Genomic DNA, 17,734 nt, shown 5'->3' with positions numbered 1-17,734 from the left:
GTCCTGCGCTATTTCCCGCGAGCCTGGGCCATCGAAGACTCCTTCCTTGTCGGCGCGAGCCTGGTCGAGTCCCTCAACCACGGTTACTATCGCGCCGAGTTGGACCGCGAGAAGATCCTCGCTCGCCTCGGTCCTGAGTTGACCAACGATCTCTACGTAAACACCTCGTTCCGCGACATTCCACCGGGTTCAGACTCACACGAGATCAAGGCAGACCCAAACCGATCGGAAGGAGAAGGCGACAACGAGCGAACCTTTCTCTCGCTTCCCTCGCCGAACCACTTCGCTTACGCCGAAGTCGACACCATGCTTGCCGCGATCGATGGCGGTGAACTGCGCCCAGGCTCCAACAACTGGGTCTTATCCGGCGCGCACACGGCAACTGGAAAACCGCTCCTCTGCAATGACATGCATCTTGGTCAGCGCATTCCGAACGTCTGGTACGAGGCGCATCTCATCTCCGGTGATTACAACGTCGCAGGCGTAACGCTTCCCGGAGTTCCGTTCGTGATCGTCGGGCATAACCAGCGCATTGCCTGGGGAGTAACGAACCTCGGAGCTGATGTCGAGGACGTCTTCATTGAGACCTTTAACGCGCAAGGCCAGTACCAGACGCCCACTGGATGGGAAGACCCCGAACTGCGCCACGAGACAATTCGAGTCAAGGACGGGAACGATGTCGACTTCGACGTCGTGATAACCCGCCACGGGCCGATCATTACGCCTCTCTTGAACGAAATCGGAGCCAATCATGTCAAACGTAAGTCCGGCAAGATTGACATGCAGGAGTTCGTGCCGGGAAAGCCGACCGCCGAGAAGCGGATGCTCGCTCTGCAATCCGTCAACTGGGACCTGCAGCATCCAATGACACTTCCGTTCTTCGACATCGATACCGCGATGAACTGGCAGCAGTTCACCGCAGCCCTTTCGCGCTTCCCCACTCCCAGCGAGAACTTCGTTTACGCCGACATCGATGGCCACATAGGCTATCACGCCAACGGACTTGTCCCGATTCGTGCGGCGCCCGATGAGACGCTGCCGCTAAATGGCGCTGACGATTCGCACGCGTGGACCGGCTACATTCCTTTCGACAAGCTTCCCTCGGTTTACGATCCACCGTCAGGAATCATCGCCACGGCGAATGGTCGCGTCACGCCGGATGGCTATCCCTACACGCTCTCTACCGAGTGGGTTCCTTCGTACCGGACGGAGCGAATCTACCAGGCGCTGCGGCAGAACAAGAAGTTCACTCCTGCGGACATGCTGAATTTGCAGACAGATGTCCACTCTGCGTTCGACCAGGTGATGGCAGAGCGCTTCACAGACGCGATCGATCATGCGGGCAAACCGAGTGCGCGCGCGAAGCAAGCGGCTGACATCATGCGCAAATGGGACGGCAGAATGTCGATCGATTCCGCCGGCGCGGCCGTCGAGCGCAGATCGCGCGAGCAACTGGAGAAGATGCTGCTGAAGTCAAAGCTGGGCGACGATGCGAAGCTATACCGCTGGCAGATGGCGGACGTTTGGATGGAGAATGTCGCGGAGCACCAGCCAGCGCGATGGCTGCCGTCGGAGTTCCCGAACTATAACGAGCTATTCACTGCCGCTGTGGAGAAAGCAGTCACCGGTACAGAGGCGCCTCGTAATCTCGCGACGTGGCGTTACGGTGCTTCCTATCCGATTGAACTAAGCCACGATCTTTTCGGACACATTCCGATCTTGAAACGATGGGCAGGACCCGGCATTCAGCCGCAACCTGGCGACGGAGAAACAGTCTGGCAGACTGGCCGCGACTTTGGCCCCTCGGAGCGCCTGACGGTCGATCTCTCGAACTTCGACAACTCGACCCTGAACATCGTCAATGGTCAGTCGGGACATCTCTTGAGCCCCTATTTCAACGACCAGTGGAACGCGTGGTATCACGGAACAACGTTCGAGTTCCCGTACTCGGAACAGGCCTTCAGGAAGACGATTCAGCACAGGTTGATGCTGATACCGGTGCCTTCCCAATAAGAGAAGCCCCAAGTCACGCGCGAAACAGTGCGTGAGCCTGGGGCTACAGAACCTTGGGGCACTGACCTTATTGTTCTACTTCGTAATTGGCGGCACGGCGCGCACGTCCCAGGCTTTGCCAACAATATCGACGTTCGTGTGGACAGGATTTCCTGAAGTGTCGTACCGATTCAGTTCACCGCCCTCGCAGACGTACATCTCGTTGTTGCTGCTCTCGAAATCCATTCCCGTGACGTTGCCTTTGCTGGCAGCACCGGCAGCGGGATCATCGATAACGACGTTGCCGCTGGAAGGATCGAGTACGGAGAGACAGCCACCGCCTCCGCAACTGGTCGCGCCGATCCATACCTTTCCGGACTGAGATCGCATTACGCCATGGAAACCATTCCCGATTGCAGCCGATGATGTGAGCGTCATTGCGCCGGTATCGACAATGCTGGCCATACCGCCGCCCACCGTCTGACCAGCCACGTACAGAGTCGTCCCGTCCAGCACGCCCACGGTCGCGGCCGGAACAGGAACGGTGCGCTGCGCAAGGGACGAGAGAGTTAGCTCGGTTACGGACGCCTGCGCGCCGCCGCACTCCGGCCCGCAATTCAGGATGTAGACCTTGCTATCGTCGGAGCTGAAATATGCGGCGATAGGTCGATCAAAAGTACCCGGGATGGGGGACGCCACCCGCGACGTAGCGGTCAAATCAATCATGTATGGTGTGTTGCTGGCATCGTCGGGGAAGACGAGCAAGGTCTTGTTGTCGTGTGATAAGGCAATCCAGCGGGCGTTGGGCACCGGGTAGTTCGACGGTATGTTCCCATTGGTGACATCCATCACCTGCACCGCCCCGTTTGGTATGCCGGTTCCGTTCACCCGGTTACGCACTGCCGCATAGACGTACTTGGCATCGCTCGTAATCCGAATACTATCGCTCGCACCGCCCAGGAAGACTCTGGTCGTAACGTTTTCCGTGTCGGAGTTGATGACCGAGATAGAGAATGAACTGCCGTCGTAAACCGCGATGTTCTTGTTGTCGGAGGTCGAATCCATGAACTCCGGGGAACCGCCGATGATGATGTTGTAAAGGGTACTTTTCCCCGTTTCGAACCCGGCGAGTTCATCTTTATCCACGTCGACAATCTGTACGTCTCCAGCACCAGCATTGGAAACAAAGAGCCGATGCTTGACGTTGGTGAGGGGCTTGGTATTGGAACTGCTGTTACTGCCGCCGCCACCGCAACTTGTCCAGAAAATCGCAGCCAGGAGGACCAAGGCCGCACTGCCAAACACTCTTTTCAAACGTATTACTCCATGATGACGGTTTTACTAAAGCTTGTGCCTGGAGACACTTGAGTATAACAGAGCGGCACGGAGCCACTGGGCCCCCTCGCGTGCCTTCTTACGTTGAGTTACATTGATATTGAGCGCTATTCGATGCCTGTCGACTTCCTTTCCCGCCTGAAGTCTGGCCCCGTGCTGTGCGACGGAGCCATGGGCACCCTACTTTATGCCAAGGGTGTCTTCATCAACCGCTGCTATGACGAACTCAACCTCTCGAACCCCGAGTTAGTTCGCGGTATCCACCATGACTATATCCGCGCCGGAGCGGAAGTTATAGAAACAAACACCTTCGGTGCAAATTCGTTTCGGTTGGGACGTCACACGCTGGGCGACAAGGTGAAGGAAATCAACCTGGCAGGGGCCAAGCTCGCCCGCGCCGAGGCCGACGAGCACGACGCGATCGTGGCCGGATCCGTGGGCCCGCTCGGGATACGGATTGAACCGCTGGGAAGAACCGCGCGTGAAGAGGCGCGGACGGCTTTTATCGAACAGATTGCCGCTCTGCGCGAAGGTGGCGTCGATCTCGTCATTCTCGAAACCTTCGGGTTCCTGGAAGAGCTTCGCCAGGCGATCCTCGCTGCGCGCGAAGTCGATCGTGCAATGCCGGTCGTTGCGCTGGTCACCATCGACGACGAAGGCACGAGCCTCGACGGCTCCAGCCCGGAGACGTTCGGAAAGCACTTGCAGGAGTGGGGCGCCGACGTAATCGGTTGTAACTGTTCCGTCGGACCGGTGACCATGCTTGATGCACTGGAGCGTGTTCGCGCCGTTACCGACAAGCCGCTCTGTGCCATGCCGAACGCGGGCATTCCCCGAAGCGTCGAAGGGCGCAACATTTATTTATGCTCGCCGGAGTACATGGCAAGCTACACGAAGAAGTTCCTCGCCGCCGGAGTGACCCTGGTAGGTGGTTGTTGTGGTACCACACCTGACCACATTAAGGCGATGCGTTCCGCGTTGCGCGCCGGCGAGGCGCGTACCTCTTCCTTTCGTGTCGTAACCGAACAGCGCTCGCAGGCCGCCGAGATGAAGCCGCTGGAAGAGCGGTCGAAGATCGGTCGCAAGATCAAGAACGGCGAATTTGTCACCATGGTGGAGATCGTGCCTCCAAAAGGCAGCGATCCCGCGAAGGAGGTGGAAGGCGCACGTTACCTGAAAGCCGTGGGCGTCGATGGTGTCAATATTCCCGACTCGCCGCGGGCTTCGGCACGCATGAGCAACCAGGCGCTCTGCACACTGGTTCACCAGCAGATCGGCATCGAGACGGTCCTTCATTACACCTGTCGGGACCGCAATGTCCTGAGCATCCAGAGCGATCTTCTCGGCGCCAGTGCCATTGGCATCCGAAACCTCATCTGCATCACCGGCGATCCGCCCAAGCTCGGTAACTATCCGGACGCTACCGCTGTTTTCGACGTCGATGCGATCGGTCTCGTCAACATCGTGCACAACTTGAACCGTGGACTCGATCTTGGCGGCAACAATATCGGCAGCTCGACCTCATTCGTCATTGGTGTCGGAGCCAATCCCGGGACCGTCAATCTCGAGGAGGAAATTCGCCGCTTTGAGTACAAAGTGGAAGCTGGCGCGGAGTTCGCGGTTACGCAGCCGGTATTTGACGTATCGTTGCTTGAAAATTTCCTTCGCCGAATTGAACATTGCCGCATTCCCGTTCTCGCTGGCATCTGGCCACTCACCAGTTTACGCAATGCCGAGTTCATGAAGAACGAGTTACGAATCTCAATCCCCGATTCCGTCCTGGCGCGCATGGCCGGAGCAAGTGGCGCCGAGGCGTCACGTGCCGAGGGTGTCGCTATTGCTCGCGAGATGCTGTCGCGGGTTCGCGATCTTGTGCAAGGTGTCCAACTCAGCGCACCGTTTGGAAAGTACGCTGCTGCGATGGATGTGCTCGAAGTGTTGAACAAGCGCGGCGCAGAAGCGTAGCTTTGCTTCGCGAGTTACACGCAATAGTTGGGTTCTTTAAGGCTGTGCAAAACAGCGCAGTAACTCTCCCAAGTTGTTGACGTTTCATATCGTATTCTCAACACTCAAAAGCCGCCCTATGACTCTGGACTTGCAGTAGAATTTCATCAATGCGGAGGGGTACTTTGCCGAAGTTCGAAGAATGCCTTCAACGCCTCGAAAAGATTGTCGATCAACTGGAGAAGGGAGAGATCCCTCTCGAGCAGGCGCTCAAACTCTTTGAAGAAGGCATCGCATTATCCAATAACTGCCGCAAGGAGTTGGAGGATGCTGAGGGCAAGGTGGAAATCCTCCTGAAGCAGAACGGAAAACTGCAGGCTGAGCCATTCGAGACAGCCGCCGATTCTGCAAAACGCTAAGTATTGCGAGCCGATGGTTCTGTCACCGGACGACCCTCCGCTAACGATTCGAGACGTGCGCACCTCGTCAACGAAATGCACCGTTAGCCGCCCCTTTTGGGCGCCGTGAACAAGAGGTTAGGTATGAACCCACATGATGTGATCGTGGCGCAATCGGATTGCGTGGTGGCCGAACACCTCGCAGCAAAGCTCCACACCTATTTCCAGAACGTCAGCGTCGCGCGAGACCTCGACGAGATCAAGCACCTTATCCGGCGGAAGGGTGCCGAGGTCGTAGTGCTCGACCTCGATCTTGCGGACATGCATCATGTTCGGCAACTCACGCGCGAGTTCCACGGCATTGGCTTCATCTGTACGCATCGCGTCCCAAACGAGGAAATGTGGCGCGACACGCTGCAGGCCGGAGCCGTCGATTGTTGCGCGAGCGACGACGTGCATGAGATCGTGCGCGCCACACGCGCTGCCAAAAGAGCCATGCCGGCAGCGGCCTGAGACTTTGCCTCCTGCCGCTTCTCCACGATGGGCGGGCCAGTTCACGCTGCCAACAAACCCTCTAATCCCTTTCCCTTTTTCTGGCGTGTTACCTGTTCGTACGTGCAGTCTTGTGGGCGCTTCTCCGGACGCCAACGCAGGAACTTCGTTCCGTGACGGAATCGGCCGCCGGAAAAGTGATCGTAACGCACCTCGCACACGAGCTTCGGATCCAGCGGCTCCCATTCGCCGGTACGCTCGGTTGACCATCGGCTTGGACCACCTGGTGCGGCGCCACTGAAGCCTGCGCCGTGCATGTAAGGCTTCAGGATGCCCCTGAGTTCGTTGCGCTCTTCCGCCGAAAAGCTCGAACTGAAGCCGATGTGATTTAGCAGGCCATTATCGTCATAGAGTCCTAGCAGTAGTGATCCGACCTTCCCACCCTTGCTCGCCCACCGAAAGCCGCCGACCACGCAATCGGCGGTGCGAATGAGCTTGATCTTCTGCATAGCAGAACGTTCGCCGCTGGCATAGGAAACGTCGAGGCGCTTGGCGATGACGCCGTCGAGGCCAATCGAACCCAATCGCTGCATCCAGCGCTCGGCGGCTCGAACGTCCTCTGCCTTCGGCGAAAGTCGTATGAGCGAATCCTCGGGTACTTTTTCGAAAAAGTCTTCAAGTCGCGGACGACGAACATCGAGCGGCATCGACGTCAGGTCCCTCCCTTTGTCATCCACCAGGAGGTCGAAAACAAATAATGTGGCGGGAGTTTCTTCCGAGAGCTTTTTGATCCGGCTCGCCGCCGGATGGATGCGCATGAGCAGTTCGTCGAATTCGATGTGGCCTTTGCGCAGAATCACGATCTCGCCATCGAGGACAAATTGTTTCTGCGGCAGCGACGCAACCGCCCGCACCACCTCGGGGAAGTATCGGCCCAACGGCTGACCGGCCTTCGATTGCAGCGCGACTTCTTTGCCGTCGCGAAACCCAAGGCACCGGAAGCCATCCCACTTCGGCTCATACTGCCAGCCCGCACCGCGGGGGATTTCCTCCACAAGCTTTGCTTCCATGGGTGGGTATGGGGGTTGGATCGGCAAACTCAGTTCCGGGTAGGCACCGAGAAGCGATTCGGCGGCAACAGCGGCTTCGGTGACGCGACCTTGGCGTGTCTCATGACGATTCTTCTGAACGCGCGATGAAGGGATACGGGCCATGTGCGCTTAGATGCACAGTTCAGAGCCGACCGCAGACCTATAGACAGCGCTCAGGATTTCCTGTATGGTTGTTAACCAATATGTTGATTGCGATCACTTTCGCGCCCATGGCCATGTGCATGTGTATGCACCGCCGCGGGCGTTTGCGCTGATCGCGTCTTGAAGTAGACATCGACAGCAAGTTCAAACGGCCCGGGCAAATTGCTCGGGCCGTTTTGTTTTTGGGGTGGTTTCCACATACAGCAGCAGGCCGGGCGACCCCCGGCGCTATGACGGAGAAGGAGACGCTAATGTCCGACCAGAAGAAGCAACGACTTGCAACCCTCGCCATTCACGGTGGGCAGACCCCGGACCCCACGACCAATTCCCGCGCCGTTCCGATTTACCAGACGACGTCTTACGTTTTCAATGATGCCGATCATGCCGCGCGTCTCTTCGCGCTGCAGGAGTTCGGCAACATCTACACGCGCATCATGAACCCGACGACGGACGTCTTCGAAAAACGGATTGCGGCGCTGGAGGGCGGTGTCGCTGGGTTGGCAACAGCGAGCGGACAGGCCGCCGAAACGTTGGCGATCACGACGCTGGCGGAAGCCGGGGACGAAATCGTCTCGGCGACTTCCCTTTACGGCGGCACTTACAACCTCTTTCATTACACGCTGCCGAAGCTCGGGATTAATGTGAAGTTCGCCGACGCCTCGGATTTCGGTGGCCTTCGCAAGCTGATCAATGAGCGCACACGGGCGCTTTATGCCGAGAGCTTCGGGAATCCCAAACTCGACGTCACGGATATCGCCGAACTGGCACGCATTGCCCATGAGAACGGTATTCCATTGATTATCGACAACACGTGTGCCTCGCCGGCTTTGTTACGGCCAATCGAGCATGGCGCCGATATCGTCATCAACTCGGCAACGAAGTTTATCGGCGGACACGGCACGGCTATCGGCGGCATCATCGTGGATGCTGGAAAGTTCGATTGGGCCGCGTCGCCGCGCTTCAAGAAGTCTTTCGTCGATCCCGACCCGTCGTACCACGGAGTTTCGTATACCTCGGCGTTCGGTAATCTCGCGTTCATCATTCGTGCGCGGGTGCAGGGTCTGCGCGATACCGGCGCGGCACTCTCGCCCTTCAATGCTTTCCTGTTGCTCCAAGGTGCCGAGACGCTTCACCTTCGCATGCAGCGTCATTCGGACAACGCGCTGGCGGTCGCGAAATACCTGGAAGGCCATCCCGGCGTTGAGTGGGTGAACTATCCCGGCTTGCCCTCGAGCAAGTATCACTCGCTCGCGAAGAAATATCTTCCAAATGGCGCAGGGTCGCTGGTCACGTTCGGCATCAAGGGCGGGTATGAGTCCGGCAAGAAGTTCATCGACTCACTCGAATTGTTCAGCCTGCTAGCGAACATCGGCGACGCCAAGTCGCTCGTCATCCACCCCGCCTCAACCACGCACCAGCAGTTGAGCGAGAGCGAGCAGCGCGACACTGGCGTCACTCCGGAACTGGTCCGGCTCTCGGTCGGTATCGAGGACATCAACGACATCCTGGACGATCTCGGGCAGGCGCTCGAAGCGGTCGTTCCGAAGCCAACGCCAGAGCTGGCAGGAGTGCGGTAACCATGGCGAGCAGGAACCTTCATCTGAAGCAGGGAACCTTTACGTTCGCCGAGGACGAACCATTTCTGTTGGAAGCCGGGGGCTCGCTGAGCCCGGTGCGAATTCGGTTCGCGATGTATGGCGAACCGAACGAGGCTGGGGACAACGTCGTTCTGCTTTGTCACGCACTGTCCGGTTCGGCCGAAGCGCACGAGTGGTGGCCCGAACTTTTTGCCCCCGGAGGAATTTTTGCCGACGGGCGCTTTTGCGCTGTGTGCACCAACATTCTCGGCTCGCGCTACGGCTCAACGGGACCGTCCAGCGTCGATCCCGCAACCGGACAGCCTTATGGCGAAAGCTTTCCCCTGGTCACGGTTGGTGACGTGGTGCGGGCACAGGAGCGCGCGCTCCGAGGCCTCGGCATCACGCGACTTTATTCCGTTCTCGGCGCGTCAATTGGCGGAATGCAGGCGCTCGAATGGGCGATCCGTTTTCCCGACCAGGTGGAGCGCTGCATTGCAATCGGTGCTTCGCCACTCTCCAGCATGGGGCTTGCGCTGAACCATCTGCAGCGGCGGGCTATTCTCGCTGATCCTGAGCAGGGACTGCAAATCGCTCGCGGCATTGCAATGTGCAGCTATAAGTCCGCGCCGCTGTTCGATGAGCGGCACGGTCGGAAACCAAATCGCACCGGAGAAGCTCCCTGGAATTCGAAAGAAGGACGATTCGACATCGGTGGTTATCTTGAATACCAGGGCGAAATCTTCGCCCGAAGGTTCGACCCGCAGACCTATATCACGATTACTCGGATGATGGATCTGTGGGACCCGGCACGAAATGGCTCGGACGTGTATGAACGCATTCGCGCAAAAACCAGTCTCATCGGAATCTCGTCCGACTGGCTGTTCCCCGCTGACGATGTTCGTCGCCTCGCCTCGGACCTGCGGTCACACTCGGCCGATTGCCATTACTACGAGATCGAATCGGATCACGGGCACGACTCGTTTCTCGCGGAGGTCGATCGTGTCAACCAGTTGCTCCATCGGATTATTGCCGAGCCAGTTGGACCAGTCGGACTTTCTGACGTTTCTGCAGGAATCTGTAAAGAACATTGTGCGGCGGAATGAAAATTCTGCACGGTCGTAATGCCAATTTGTGTCGGTTAGGACAATACGCTTAGTTGTACGAATCTTTTGTCCCACAATGGTTGATTCCCACTGCCGACCCGGCTATTCTGTCGGAACCGATTTCATTCCGGCACCCCTGACCCGGACGAGGCTTGCTTAGTGGCCGTGCACCTGGTTCCACCACGTCGCACTGTTCTCTCCCGAATGCCGGTGGTCTTTCCACCGATCGCCGCGGGTGCCGCGTCTCTCATCTCCATCATTGCACTGGTTGGATGGCAGTTCCGTCTGCGCGTTCTTCGCGAACCGCTGGGTGGCTTCTTCGAACCAAACACGGCACTTTGTATCCTTCTTCTTTCCACTGCAGTCGTCCTTTATCGCTGGCGTGAGCACTTGTGGGCACGGGCGACCGCCATTCCTCTGATCACTGTTGTTGCCGGGCTTTGTGGAGTCGTACTTTACGAGCAGATTCGTAACGTCAATACCGGTATAGCGCAGATATTTTTCCATCATCGTCTGAGCGACTGGAACCTTCCAACCACGCCCGGACAGTTCGCGCCCAACACTGCGATCACCTTGGCTCTTCTTAGTGGCGCGCTCCTGGTCGGCTATGCCGGAGTGCGTAAAGAACTCGCGCAAAATTTGACCGGCATGGCGATCGTGTTCTCGATCCTCGCGATTGTTGGCCATGCTTACGGTGTCCGCTTCTTTTACTACCTTAAGATCCCCGGCTACATGTCGTTCCCCATCGCCCTCGCCCTTGTTGTTCTGGGTACAGGCATGCTGATGGCAATGGCACCTGACGGCTGGATGGGGATGGTGTTGCGCAGCGATGCCGCAGGCGTGCTCTCCCGCCGGGTGCTGTTCATCACTTACATGACGCTCCCGCTGCTCGGCTACATCGCCGTTGGATATGAGCGCAACCACTGGATTAGCTATCCGTTCGGTACTTCGCTCGTAGTTGTCGCCGGCCTCCTGATACTGACTTCTACTGTTGTGCGCAGCGCGCGTGAAATTCGTCGGTTGGAACGCGAACGCCTGCTCACCGAGGATCGCCTGCTCGAAGCGGAAAAGCTTGCTGTCACCGGACGCCTCGCCGCCACCCTCGCACATGAGGTCAACAACCCGCTCGAAGCTGTGATGAACATCCTCTTTCTGCTCGGTAACGACGATAGCCTGAACAACAATTCGCGAGAGTTCCTGAAATTGGCGGAAGAGGAATTGTTGCGGGTGACTCACATCACCAGGCAGACACTGGCGTTTTATCGCGAACCCTCTTCACCCGTGCCGGTACAACCGGCGGATCTCGCTCGCCAGGTCATTCGCATGTTCCAGCCGAAGATCGATACCAAGAAGGTCCTCGTCGCGTTTTCTTCGCGGCTGGATTCGGAATACGTCGTGCATCCTGGCGAATTCAAGCAGATCGTCACCAACCTGTTGGCGAATGCCATTGATGCCGTGCCTCGCGGCGGCACGATTGCAATCCGTGTGCGTCGCGGACGAGAGTGGTCGACCGGCGAAGCCGGTTTCCGCGTTACGGTCGCTGATAACGGTATTGGCATCTCGCGGACAGATCGCAAGCGCCTCTTCCAACCCTTCTTCACCACCAAGGGGCAAAAGGGCACGGGGCTGGGGTTGTGGGTTACGCGGGGGCTCGTGACGAAGCACGGCGGACGTTTGCAGATGCACAGTTCCACGCGGACACAACGTCGCGGCACAACCTTCTCGATATTCTTCCCTGCTTTCTGGCAAGGTGCCGCGCCACAAGAAAGACAGGCCGCAGCATTCCGCTCGGCTGGTTAGGGAGTCCCTCTATTTCCCGGACTTCAGATCAAACAAAATCTTTGCGAAGGCTTTGCGCAGGTCGCGTGGCGTGTTGAAGGACAGCCGTTCGGGTTTAACCGGCTTCAGGAGATCGGCCAAATCGTCGCCCATGCTTCCGAGCTGGCTGTACAGGTAATAAAAGCGCGCACGCTCACGATCAACCGCTGGCAATTTCTGATCCTTCGCAGGAAATGCGACCTCATGCGTCACAATGACGATGTAATGTGTCGCACTGGCGCCGCAAGCACCGGAGTCCGAACTCAGCTGGTCGAGGTATCGACGCATGAACTGCGCGGGGCCTTTCTTGTTTGTCAAAACGCCGACGTCTACCGTGTCCTGGTCGAATGATTTGATCTGCTTCTCGAATCTTACCCAGTCAAGTGTCTTCTCATCTGCGCGGTCGATCATCGTTTTCATCCGCAGAGCGTCGACAGCGCTCACCCTCACACATCCCGACTCTAACCCCAGCCGGGCCAGGAGATTGCCTGTTTGTAGTACTCTTCCAACCTCCATGTCATATGAGGGGATGGACGGCACAGTGGGCCTGTGCCACTCCCGAACTGGACGTCCGTACCGATCAAGGTACTGGGGTATCTGCGGCTTCGGCCTCTTAGTAATATTGAGTACGATGTCCACCAATACCGGGCGAGTATTGGCGACCGGCACAGGCTTGCCTTCCAGCATGACCGGAAACAATTCACCATCATCCGCGCGATCATTCCCGACTTCCCTGTCGGGGAAGCCCTTTGCGAATTCCGCCGCCGGCAAGTACTGATTGAGTTCAGGAATCGGATCGTCGTTCAGTTTTGGAATCCGAATCATCTCCCGTGCGATGCTGCTCTTCTCGCTGTCGGCGTCGAACACGGCAAGGGTCAAAGTGTAGTTGCCCGGCCGAAAGTAAACTGCGACGGCGTACTCGATCTCAGTCTCACTTCCGAGGTTGGCAGGTACCGGATAATCCTTGTACTCGCCGCCTTGCAGCCACTTCCCGTCCTCTCCCTGTGCTCTTGCGACGAAGTGAAGCGCCCGCACGACATCGATCTTCTTCATTGCGTTCAGATCTACGCGGGCGCGGATCTGCACCAGGTACATCTGCTGATACATCAGGCGCGGCGGGAAGAAGTTGACCTTCCATGGAATGTCCTGATGTTCGGGTGCTGCCAGGAGCTTGTCCACCACGGAATGAGCTACTGTTGCCTGCCGATTTTGGGCGAGGACGGGTATGACAAATGATGCGACAACAGCGAAGCTGATCGCGAACCGGAACAAGTTCCTGAGCATTGGTGTGTGGCTATTCTAAATTCACCGCTGGGTTGGCGGCTACCGCGTGGGGGCATCTCATATTTTCTTCGTGACCGGGTACTTTCGTTACCTGATAATTCCAGACTGAAAAGGTAAGATGATCGCCAATTCGAGGAAATCTTCAATGAAATATCGTTTTGCCGCACTGACACTGTTCGCGACTATGCTGGTGTCTACGCTCGCCATCGGGCAGAGCAAGCCCGCCGCTTCGGGAAAACCGCAGGCGACTTCCGGCTACGTCCCGGTCATGGAATACGATCCGAAGCGAGACGCGGCGAAGGACATCGCCGCGGCAGTTAAGGAAGCCCAGCGCACGCATCGCAACGTGCTTGTCGAAATCGGCGGCAAATGGTGCGTCTGGTGCGGTTACTTCGACAAGTTCTTCGCAGAGAACACTACGATCCGCCAATACCGCGACGAAAACTTCGTTATGGTGAAGGTGAACTTCAGCCCCGAGAATAAGAACGAAGCAGTCATCTCGAAATACGGGAAGGTCCCCGGCTATCCGCACATTTTCGTCCTCGACTCTGCAGGTAAACTCCTGCACTCCCAAGACACCAGCAAGCTTGAACAGGGACGCGGGTACAGCCTGACCGCCGTCGCAAGCTTCTTGAAAGAGTGGTCGCCAACGAAGGAAGCGAAAGTGAATTAGCACAAGCTCTGAAAGCAGAAGCCCGGCTGACGCGGGACTTTATTGTTCTGCTGGCTGCGGGAACACCTGGTCACGCACAGAACTGTGCGATTCAGCGCACGGACAGAAGCTCAATATCGAAGATCAGAGTCGCACTCGGCGGAATGTTCTTGCCGGCGCCTTGAGCACCGTATGCGAGTTGCGGTGGAATTCGTAAGCGCCGTATGCCGCCCACGCGCATTCCCTTCAGACCCTCGGTCCAACCCTTGATCACTCGCGTCGAATCGATTGTCATCGTAAAGGGCTCTCCTCGATCGATCGAGCTGTCGAACTTCTTGCCCGTCTTCTCCACCCATCCGGTGTAGTTCACGGTGACGTCATCCGCAGCTTTCGCGACCTTCCCTGTGCCTACTTTGATGTCCCAGTACTCAAGGCCGGATGGAGTTTTGACCGGCGGACCCTTGACTGGGGGAGGGGTCTTCGGTGCCTGGGCAAGAGCGACGGTAGCGATTACCAGAAGCAAGAAACCGAGATACCGGACCATGTGACCTCCGTTCCCACCGCACAAACAGAGAGTCTATCGCACTTCCGCGGCCCCGATATTTGCGTGCAACTCCTGCAGGCTGCGGACTGTGATCGTGCCCCGGCGCAACGCACTGATTCCTTCCGCCGCCGCAAATGCCGCCGAGAGTGTAGTCATCGTTGGAACCCGCCCCGCGATTGCCGCACGCCGGATAGCTTTCTCGTCGAACCAGGGTTCGGCACCATGCGGAGTGTTGATGATCAGTTGAATTCGTTGCCCCTTAATGAGATCGACGACGTTCGGGCGGCCCTCGTTGACTTTGAACACGCGCTCTACTTCCATGCCGGCCTTCTGCAGGACGGCAGCAGTGCCGTGAGTCGCGACCAACCGGAATCCCATGTCGACGAATTTTCGCGCGAGTTCTGCAACCTGGGGCTTGTCATGCTCTTCCACGCTGATGAAGACGGTTCCCTGCGTCGGCAGCATCTGCCCGGCCGAAATCTGTGCTTTCGCGAACGCCTCGCCAAAATTGTCGGCAACGCCCATGACCTCGCCAGTCGACCGCATCTCCGGCCCAAGAACCGTATCGACGCCCGGGAACTTGCCCCAAGGGAATACAGGCGATTTCACGAAGTAGCAGCTGCCCGTATCGAGGTCCTTCTGCATCCTGACATTTTCGGGAACGAACTCGCGAAGCTTGCGACCGGTCATCAGGCGCGCCGCGATCTTCGCCATGGCGATGCCGGTCGCCTTGCTGACGTAAGGCACAGTTCGCGAGGCACGCGGATTGACTTCGATCACGAACACCTTCTCGCGTTGAACGGCATACTGCACGTTCATAAGCCCGATGACTTTAAGCGCGCGCGCGAGGCGGAAGCTGTGGTCCCGAATCGTCGCCAGAACCTTGGGCGAGAGATCGACGCTCGGAAGCACGCAGGACGAGTCTCCCGAGTGAATCCCGGCTTCCTCGATATGCTGCATGATGCCGCCGATCACGACATCTTCGCCGTCCGAGAGGCAATCGACATCGACTTCGGTCGCTTCCTCGAGGAAATGATCGATGAGGATTGGCCGCTCCTGCGAGTACTCGACCGCCTCCTTCATGTACTTGATGACGGCATTGTCGTCGTAGGCGATGACCATCGCGCGCCCACCGAGCACGTACGAGGGTCGTACTAGGACCGGATATCCGATCCGATTTGCTACTTGGAGCGCTTCTTCAATCGAGGTTGCCGTTCCGCCCGGAGGCTGCGGGATATCGAGTTCTTCGAGGAGTTTGCCAAAACGCTTGCGATCCTCCGCTAAATCGATCGACTCCGGCGAGGTTCCGATGATTGGCACGCCGGCGGCTTTCAGCGGCAGTGCCAGATTCAGCGGTGTCTGCCCGCCGAACTGAACGATCATCCCGATCTCCGCACCCGACGTCGCCTCGTGCTCGTAGATGGAAAGCACGTCTTCCAGCGTGAGAGGTTCGAAGTAGAGGCGGTCGCTGGTGTCGTAATCGGTCGAGACGGTTTCGGGATTGCAGTTCACCATGATCGTCTCGAAGCCGTCTTCACGCAGCGCAAACGCCGCGTGGCAACAGCAATAGTCGAACTCGATTCCCTGCCCGATGCGGTTCGGCCCAGCGCCAAGAATGATCACTTTCTTGCGATTCGTCGGCGTCGCCTCATCCTCGTCCTCGTAGGTCGAGTACATGTAGGGCGTGTAGCTCTCGAATTCGGCGGCGCAGGTATCCACACGCTTGAAAACCGGCGTAAGCCCGTGCTTCTTGCGCATGTTGCGAACGGTCTCTGCTGCTCCGTGGCCGTTTCCGATGTGCCAGACGTCCGCAAGGCGTGCGTCACTGAAGCCCATGCGCTTGGCGCCGCGAAGCTGATCTTCGTTCACCTCACTCGGGTTTAACTGTTCCAGCTCGCTCTGGGCTTCGCCGATTTCTTGCAACTGATACAGGAACCAGGGATCAATTTTTGTGAACTCGTAAACCTGCTCGACGCTCCATCCGTTGCTGAGTGCCCAACGCATGTACTGGAGGCGCTCCGGATGTGGCGTGACCAGGCGCTTGGTAACGATCTTTGGTTCAATCGGCTCCGATCCCAGGCGCCTGCCGGTTTCGAGCGAGCGCACGCCCTTGAGCAGCGCCTGCTTGAACGTCCGGCCGATCGCCATCACTTCGCCGACCGACTTCATCTGCGGGCCAAGCGTCTCGTCGGCTCCGGTGAACTTCTCGAACTGCCACTTCGGAATCTTTACGACCACGTAGTCAAGCGTCGGCTCAAAGCAGGCCGGAGTCTTGCGCGTGATGTCGTTCGTAATCTCGTCGAGCGTGTAGCCCACCGCGAGTTTCGCGGCAATCTTTGCGATCGGGAAGCCCGTAGCCTTCGACGCGAGGGCCGACGAACGCGACACACGCGGGTTCATCTCGATGACGATCATACGTCCGGTCTGTGGATGGACGGCGAACTGGATATTCGATCCGCCGGTCTCGACGCCGATCTCGCGGATGACCTTGATCGCCGCGTCGCGCATGCGCTGGTATTCGCGATCGGTGAGCGTCTGCGCCGGTGCGACCGTGATTGAATCACCCGTGTGCACGCCCATGGCATCGAAGTTCTCGATCGAGCAGATGACGATTACGTTGTCGTTGAAGTCGCGCATCAGCTCGAGCTCGAACTCTTTCCAGCCGAGCACGCTTTCTTCGATGAGAACTTCGTGCACGGGCGAGAGATCGAGTCCGCGCGAGAGCAGTTCCACTAACTCCTCGCGGTTGTAAGCGATGCCGCCGCCGGATCCGCCCAGCGTGAACGATGGCCGCAACACGACCGGGAAACCTATCTTTTCGCTGAATTCGAGACCGTCTTTCAGGTTGTTGACCAGCGCCGATCGCGGGACGTCGAGCCCGATGCGCGTCATCGCATCTTTAAAGAGCAGGCGGTCTTCGGCTTTCTTGATGGCCTCGAGCTGCGCGCCAATCAGCTTCACGCCATATTTCTCAAGTACGCCTTCGTCGGCCAGTTCCACGGCCATGTTCAAAGCCGTCTGCCCACCAACCGTCGGCAGCACAGCCATGCCCTTGCCCACACCAAGCGCAACTTCCTTGCGGATGATCTCTTCGACGTAAGTGCGGGTGATTGGCTCGACGTAGGTGCGGTCGGCCATCTCCGGGTCGGTCATGATGGTCGCAGGGTTGGAGTTGACCAGCACAACTTCGTAGCCTTCGCTCTTGAGCGCCTTGCAGGCCTGGGTGCCGGAGTAATCGAATTCCGCCGATTGCCCGATGACAATAGGTCCGGAACCGATGATGAGGATCTTCGAAATGTCGTTTCTTCTAGGCATAACGAGTTCGTTGGTCCTTGATCA

13 protein-coding genes are annotated in these 17,734 nt (G+C 57.9%); 8 read left to right on the top strand and 5 right to left on the bottom strand.

The annotated features are described in order from the left end of the window. Positions 1-2,013, top strand: a 2,013-nt coding sequence (locus ROO76_19615) for a penicillin acylase family protein (protein MDT8070381.1), incomplete at its 5' end; no start/stop codon positions are given. A 75-nt stretch (positions 2,014-2,088) separates the two neighbouring features. Here the strand turns inward: ROO76_19615 and ROO76_19610 are convergent. Beyond that, positions 2,089-3,306: a hypothetical protein gene (locus tag ROO76_19610; GenBank protein ID MDT8070380.1), complete on the bottom strand. Its 1,218-nt coding sequence runs from the start codon at positions 3,304-3,306 to the stop codon at positions 2,089-2,091. 135 nt (positions 3,307-3,441) lie between these two features. Between ROO76_19610 and ROO76_19605 the strand changes: the two genes are divergently transcribed. The 3 genes from ROO76_19605 to ROO76_19595 all read left to right on the top strand — a co-directional run bounded on the left by ROO76_19605 (position 3,442) and on the right by ROO76_19595 (position 6,182). Continuing rightward, a complete protein-coding gene (locus tag ROO76_19605; protein ID MDT8070379.1) occupies positions 3,442-5,292 on the top strand; it encodes a bifunctional homocysteine S-methyltransferase/methylenetetrahydrofolate reductase in 1,851 nt (616 codons plus the stop codon). Positions 5,293-5,441: 149 nt separating this feature from the next. Continuing rightward, on the top strand, positions 5,442-5,690 hold the full coding sequence (locus ROO76_19600) for an exodeoxyribonuclease VII small subunit (GenBank protein ID MDT8070378.1): 249 nt from the start codon (positions 5,442-5,444) through the stop codon (positions 5,688-5,690). 123 nt (positions 5,691-5,813) lie between these two features. Continuing rightward, the gene (locus ROO76_19595; protein ID MDT8070377.1) at positions 5,814-6,182 is read left to right on the top strand and encodes a hypothetical protein; all 369 of its coding nucleotides are present in this window, start codon (positions 5,814-5,816) and stop codon (positions 6,180-6,182) included. Positions 6,183-6,223: 41 nt separating this feature from the next. Here the strand turns inward: ROO76_19595 and ROO76_19590 are convergent, their stop codons facing one another. Next, positions 6,224-7,375, bottom strand: a complete 1,152-nt coding sequence (locus ROO76_19590; GenBank protein ID MDT8070376.1) for an ATP-dependent DNA ligase — start codon at positions 7,373-7,375, stop codon at positions 6,224-6,226. Positions 7,376-7,665: 290 nt separating this feature from the next. Here ROO76_19590 and ROO76_19585 point away from each other — a divergent pair, with 290 nt between their 5' ends. From ROO76_19585 to ROO76_19575, 3 genes are all read left to right on the top strand, one after another. Further along, on the top strand, positions 7,666-8,991 hold the full coding sequence (locus tag ROO76_19585) for a homocysteine synthase (protein MDT8070375.1): 1,326 nt from the start codon (positions 7,666-7,668) through the stop codon (positions 8,989-8,991). Between the two features lie 2 nt (positions 8,992-8,993). Beyond that, positions 8,994-10,097, top strand: coding sequence for a homoserine O-acetyltransferase (metX, locus tag ROO76_19580; GenBank protein ID MDT8070374.1), 1,104 nt, complete (start codon positions 8,994-8,996; stop codon positions 10,095-10,097). 159 nt (positions 10,098-10,256) lie between these two features. After that, a complete protein-coding gene (locus ROO76_19575) occupies positions 10,257-11,897 on the top strand; it encodes a HAMP domain-containing sensor histidine kinase (protein MDT8070373.1) in 1,641 nt (546 codons plus the stop codon). Between the two features lie 9 nt (positions 11,898-11,906). Here the strand turns inward: ROO76_19575 and ROO76_19570 are convergent, their stop codons facing one another. Further along, complete coding sequence (locus ROO76_19570) at positions 11,907-13,199, bottom strand: hypothetical protein (GenBank protein ID MDT8070372.1); 1,293 nt, start codon at positions 13,197-13,199, stop codon at positions 11,907-11,909. A gap of 145 nt (positions 13,200-13,344) precedes the next feature. Here ROO76_19570 and ROO76_19565 point away from each other — a divergent pair, with 145 nt between their 5' ends. Continuing rightward, positions 13,345-13,872, top strand: a complete 528-nt coding sequence (locus ROO76_19565) for a thioredoxin family protein (protein MDT8070371.1) — start codon at positions 13,345-13,347, stop codon at positions 13,870-13,872. Between the two features lie 91 nt (positions 13,873-13,963). Here ROO76_19565 and ROO76_19560 read toward each other — a convergent pair whose 3' ends face one another. After that, on the bottom strand, positions 13,964-14,395 hold the full coding sequence (locus ROO76_19560) for an FKBP-type peptidyl-prolyl cis-trans isomerase (protein MDT8070370.1): 432 nt from the start codon (positions 14,393-14,395) through the stop codon (positions 13,964-13,966). Between the two features lie 33 nt (positions 14,396-14,428). Continuing rightward, the gene (gene carB, locus ROO76_19555) at positions 14,429-17,710 is read right to left on the bottom strand and encodes a carbamoyl-phosphate synthase large subunit (protein MDT8070369.1); all 3,282 of its coding nucleotides are present in this window, start codon (positions 17,708-17,710) and stop codon (positions 14,429-14,431) included. Positions 17,711-17,734 lie beyond the last annotated feature (24 nt).

Source organism: Terriglobia bacterium (assembly GCA_032252755.1).
GTDB lineage: Bacteria > Acidobacteriota > Terriglobia > Terriglobales > Acidobacteriaceae > JAVUPY01.
This window is presented reverse-complemented; position numbering and strand designations above follow the sequence as displayed.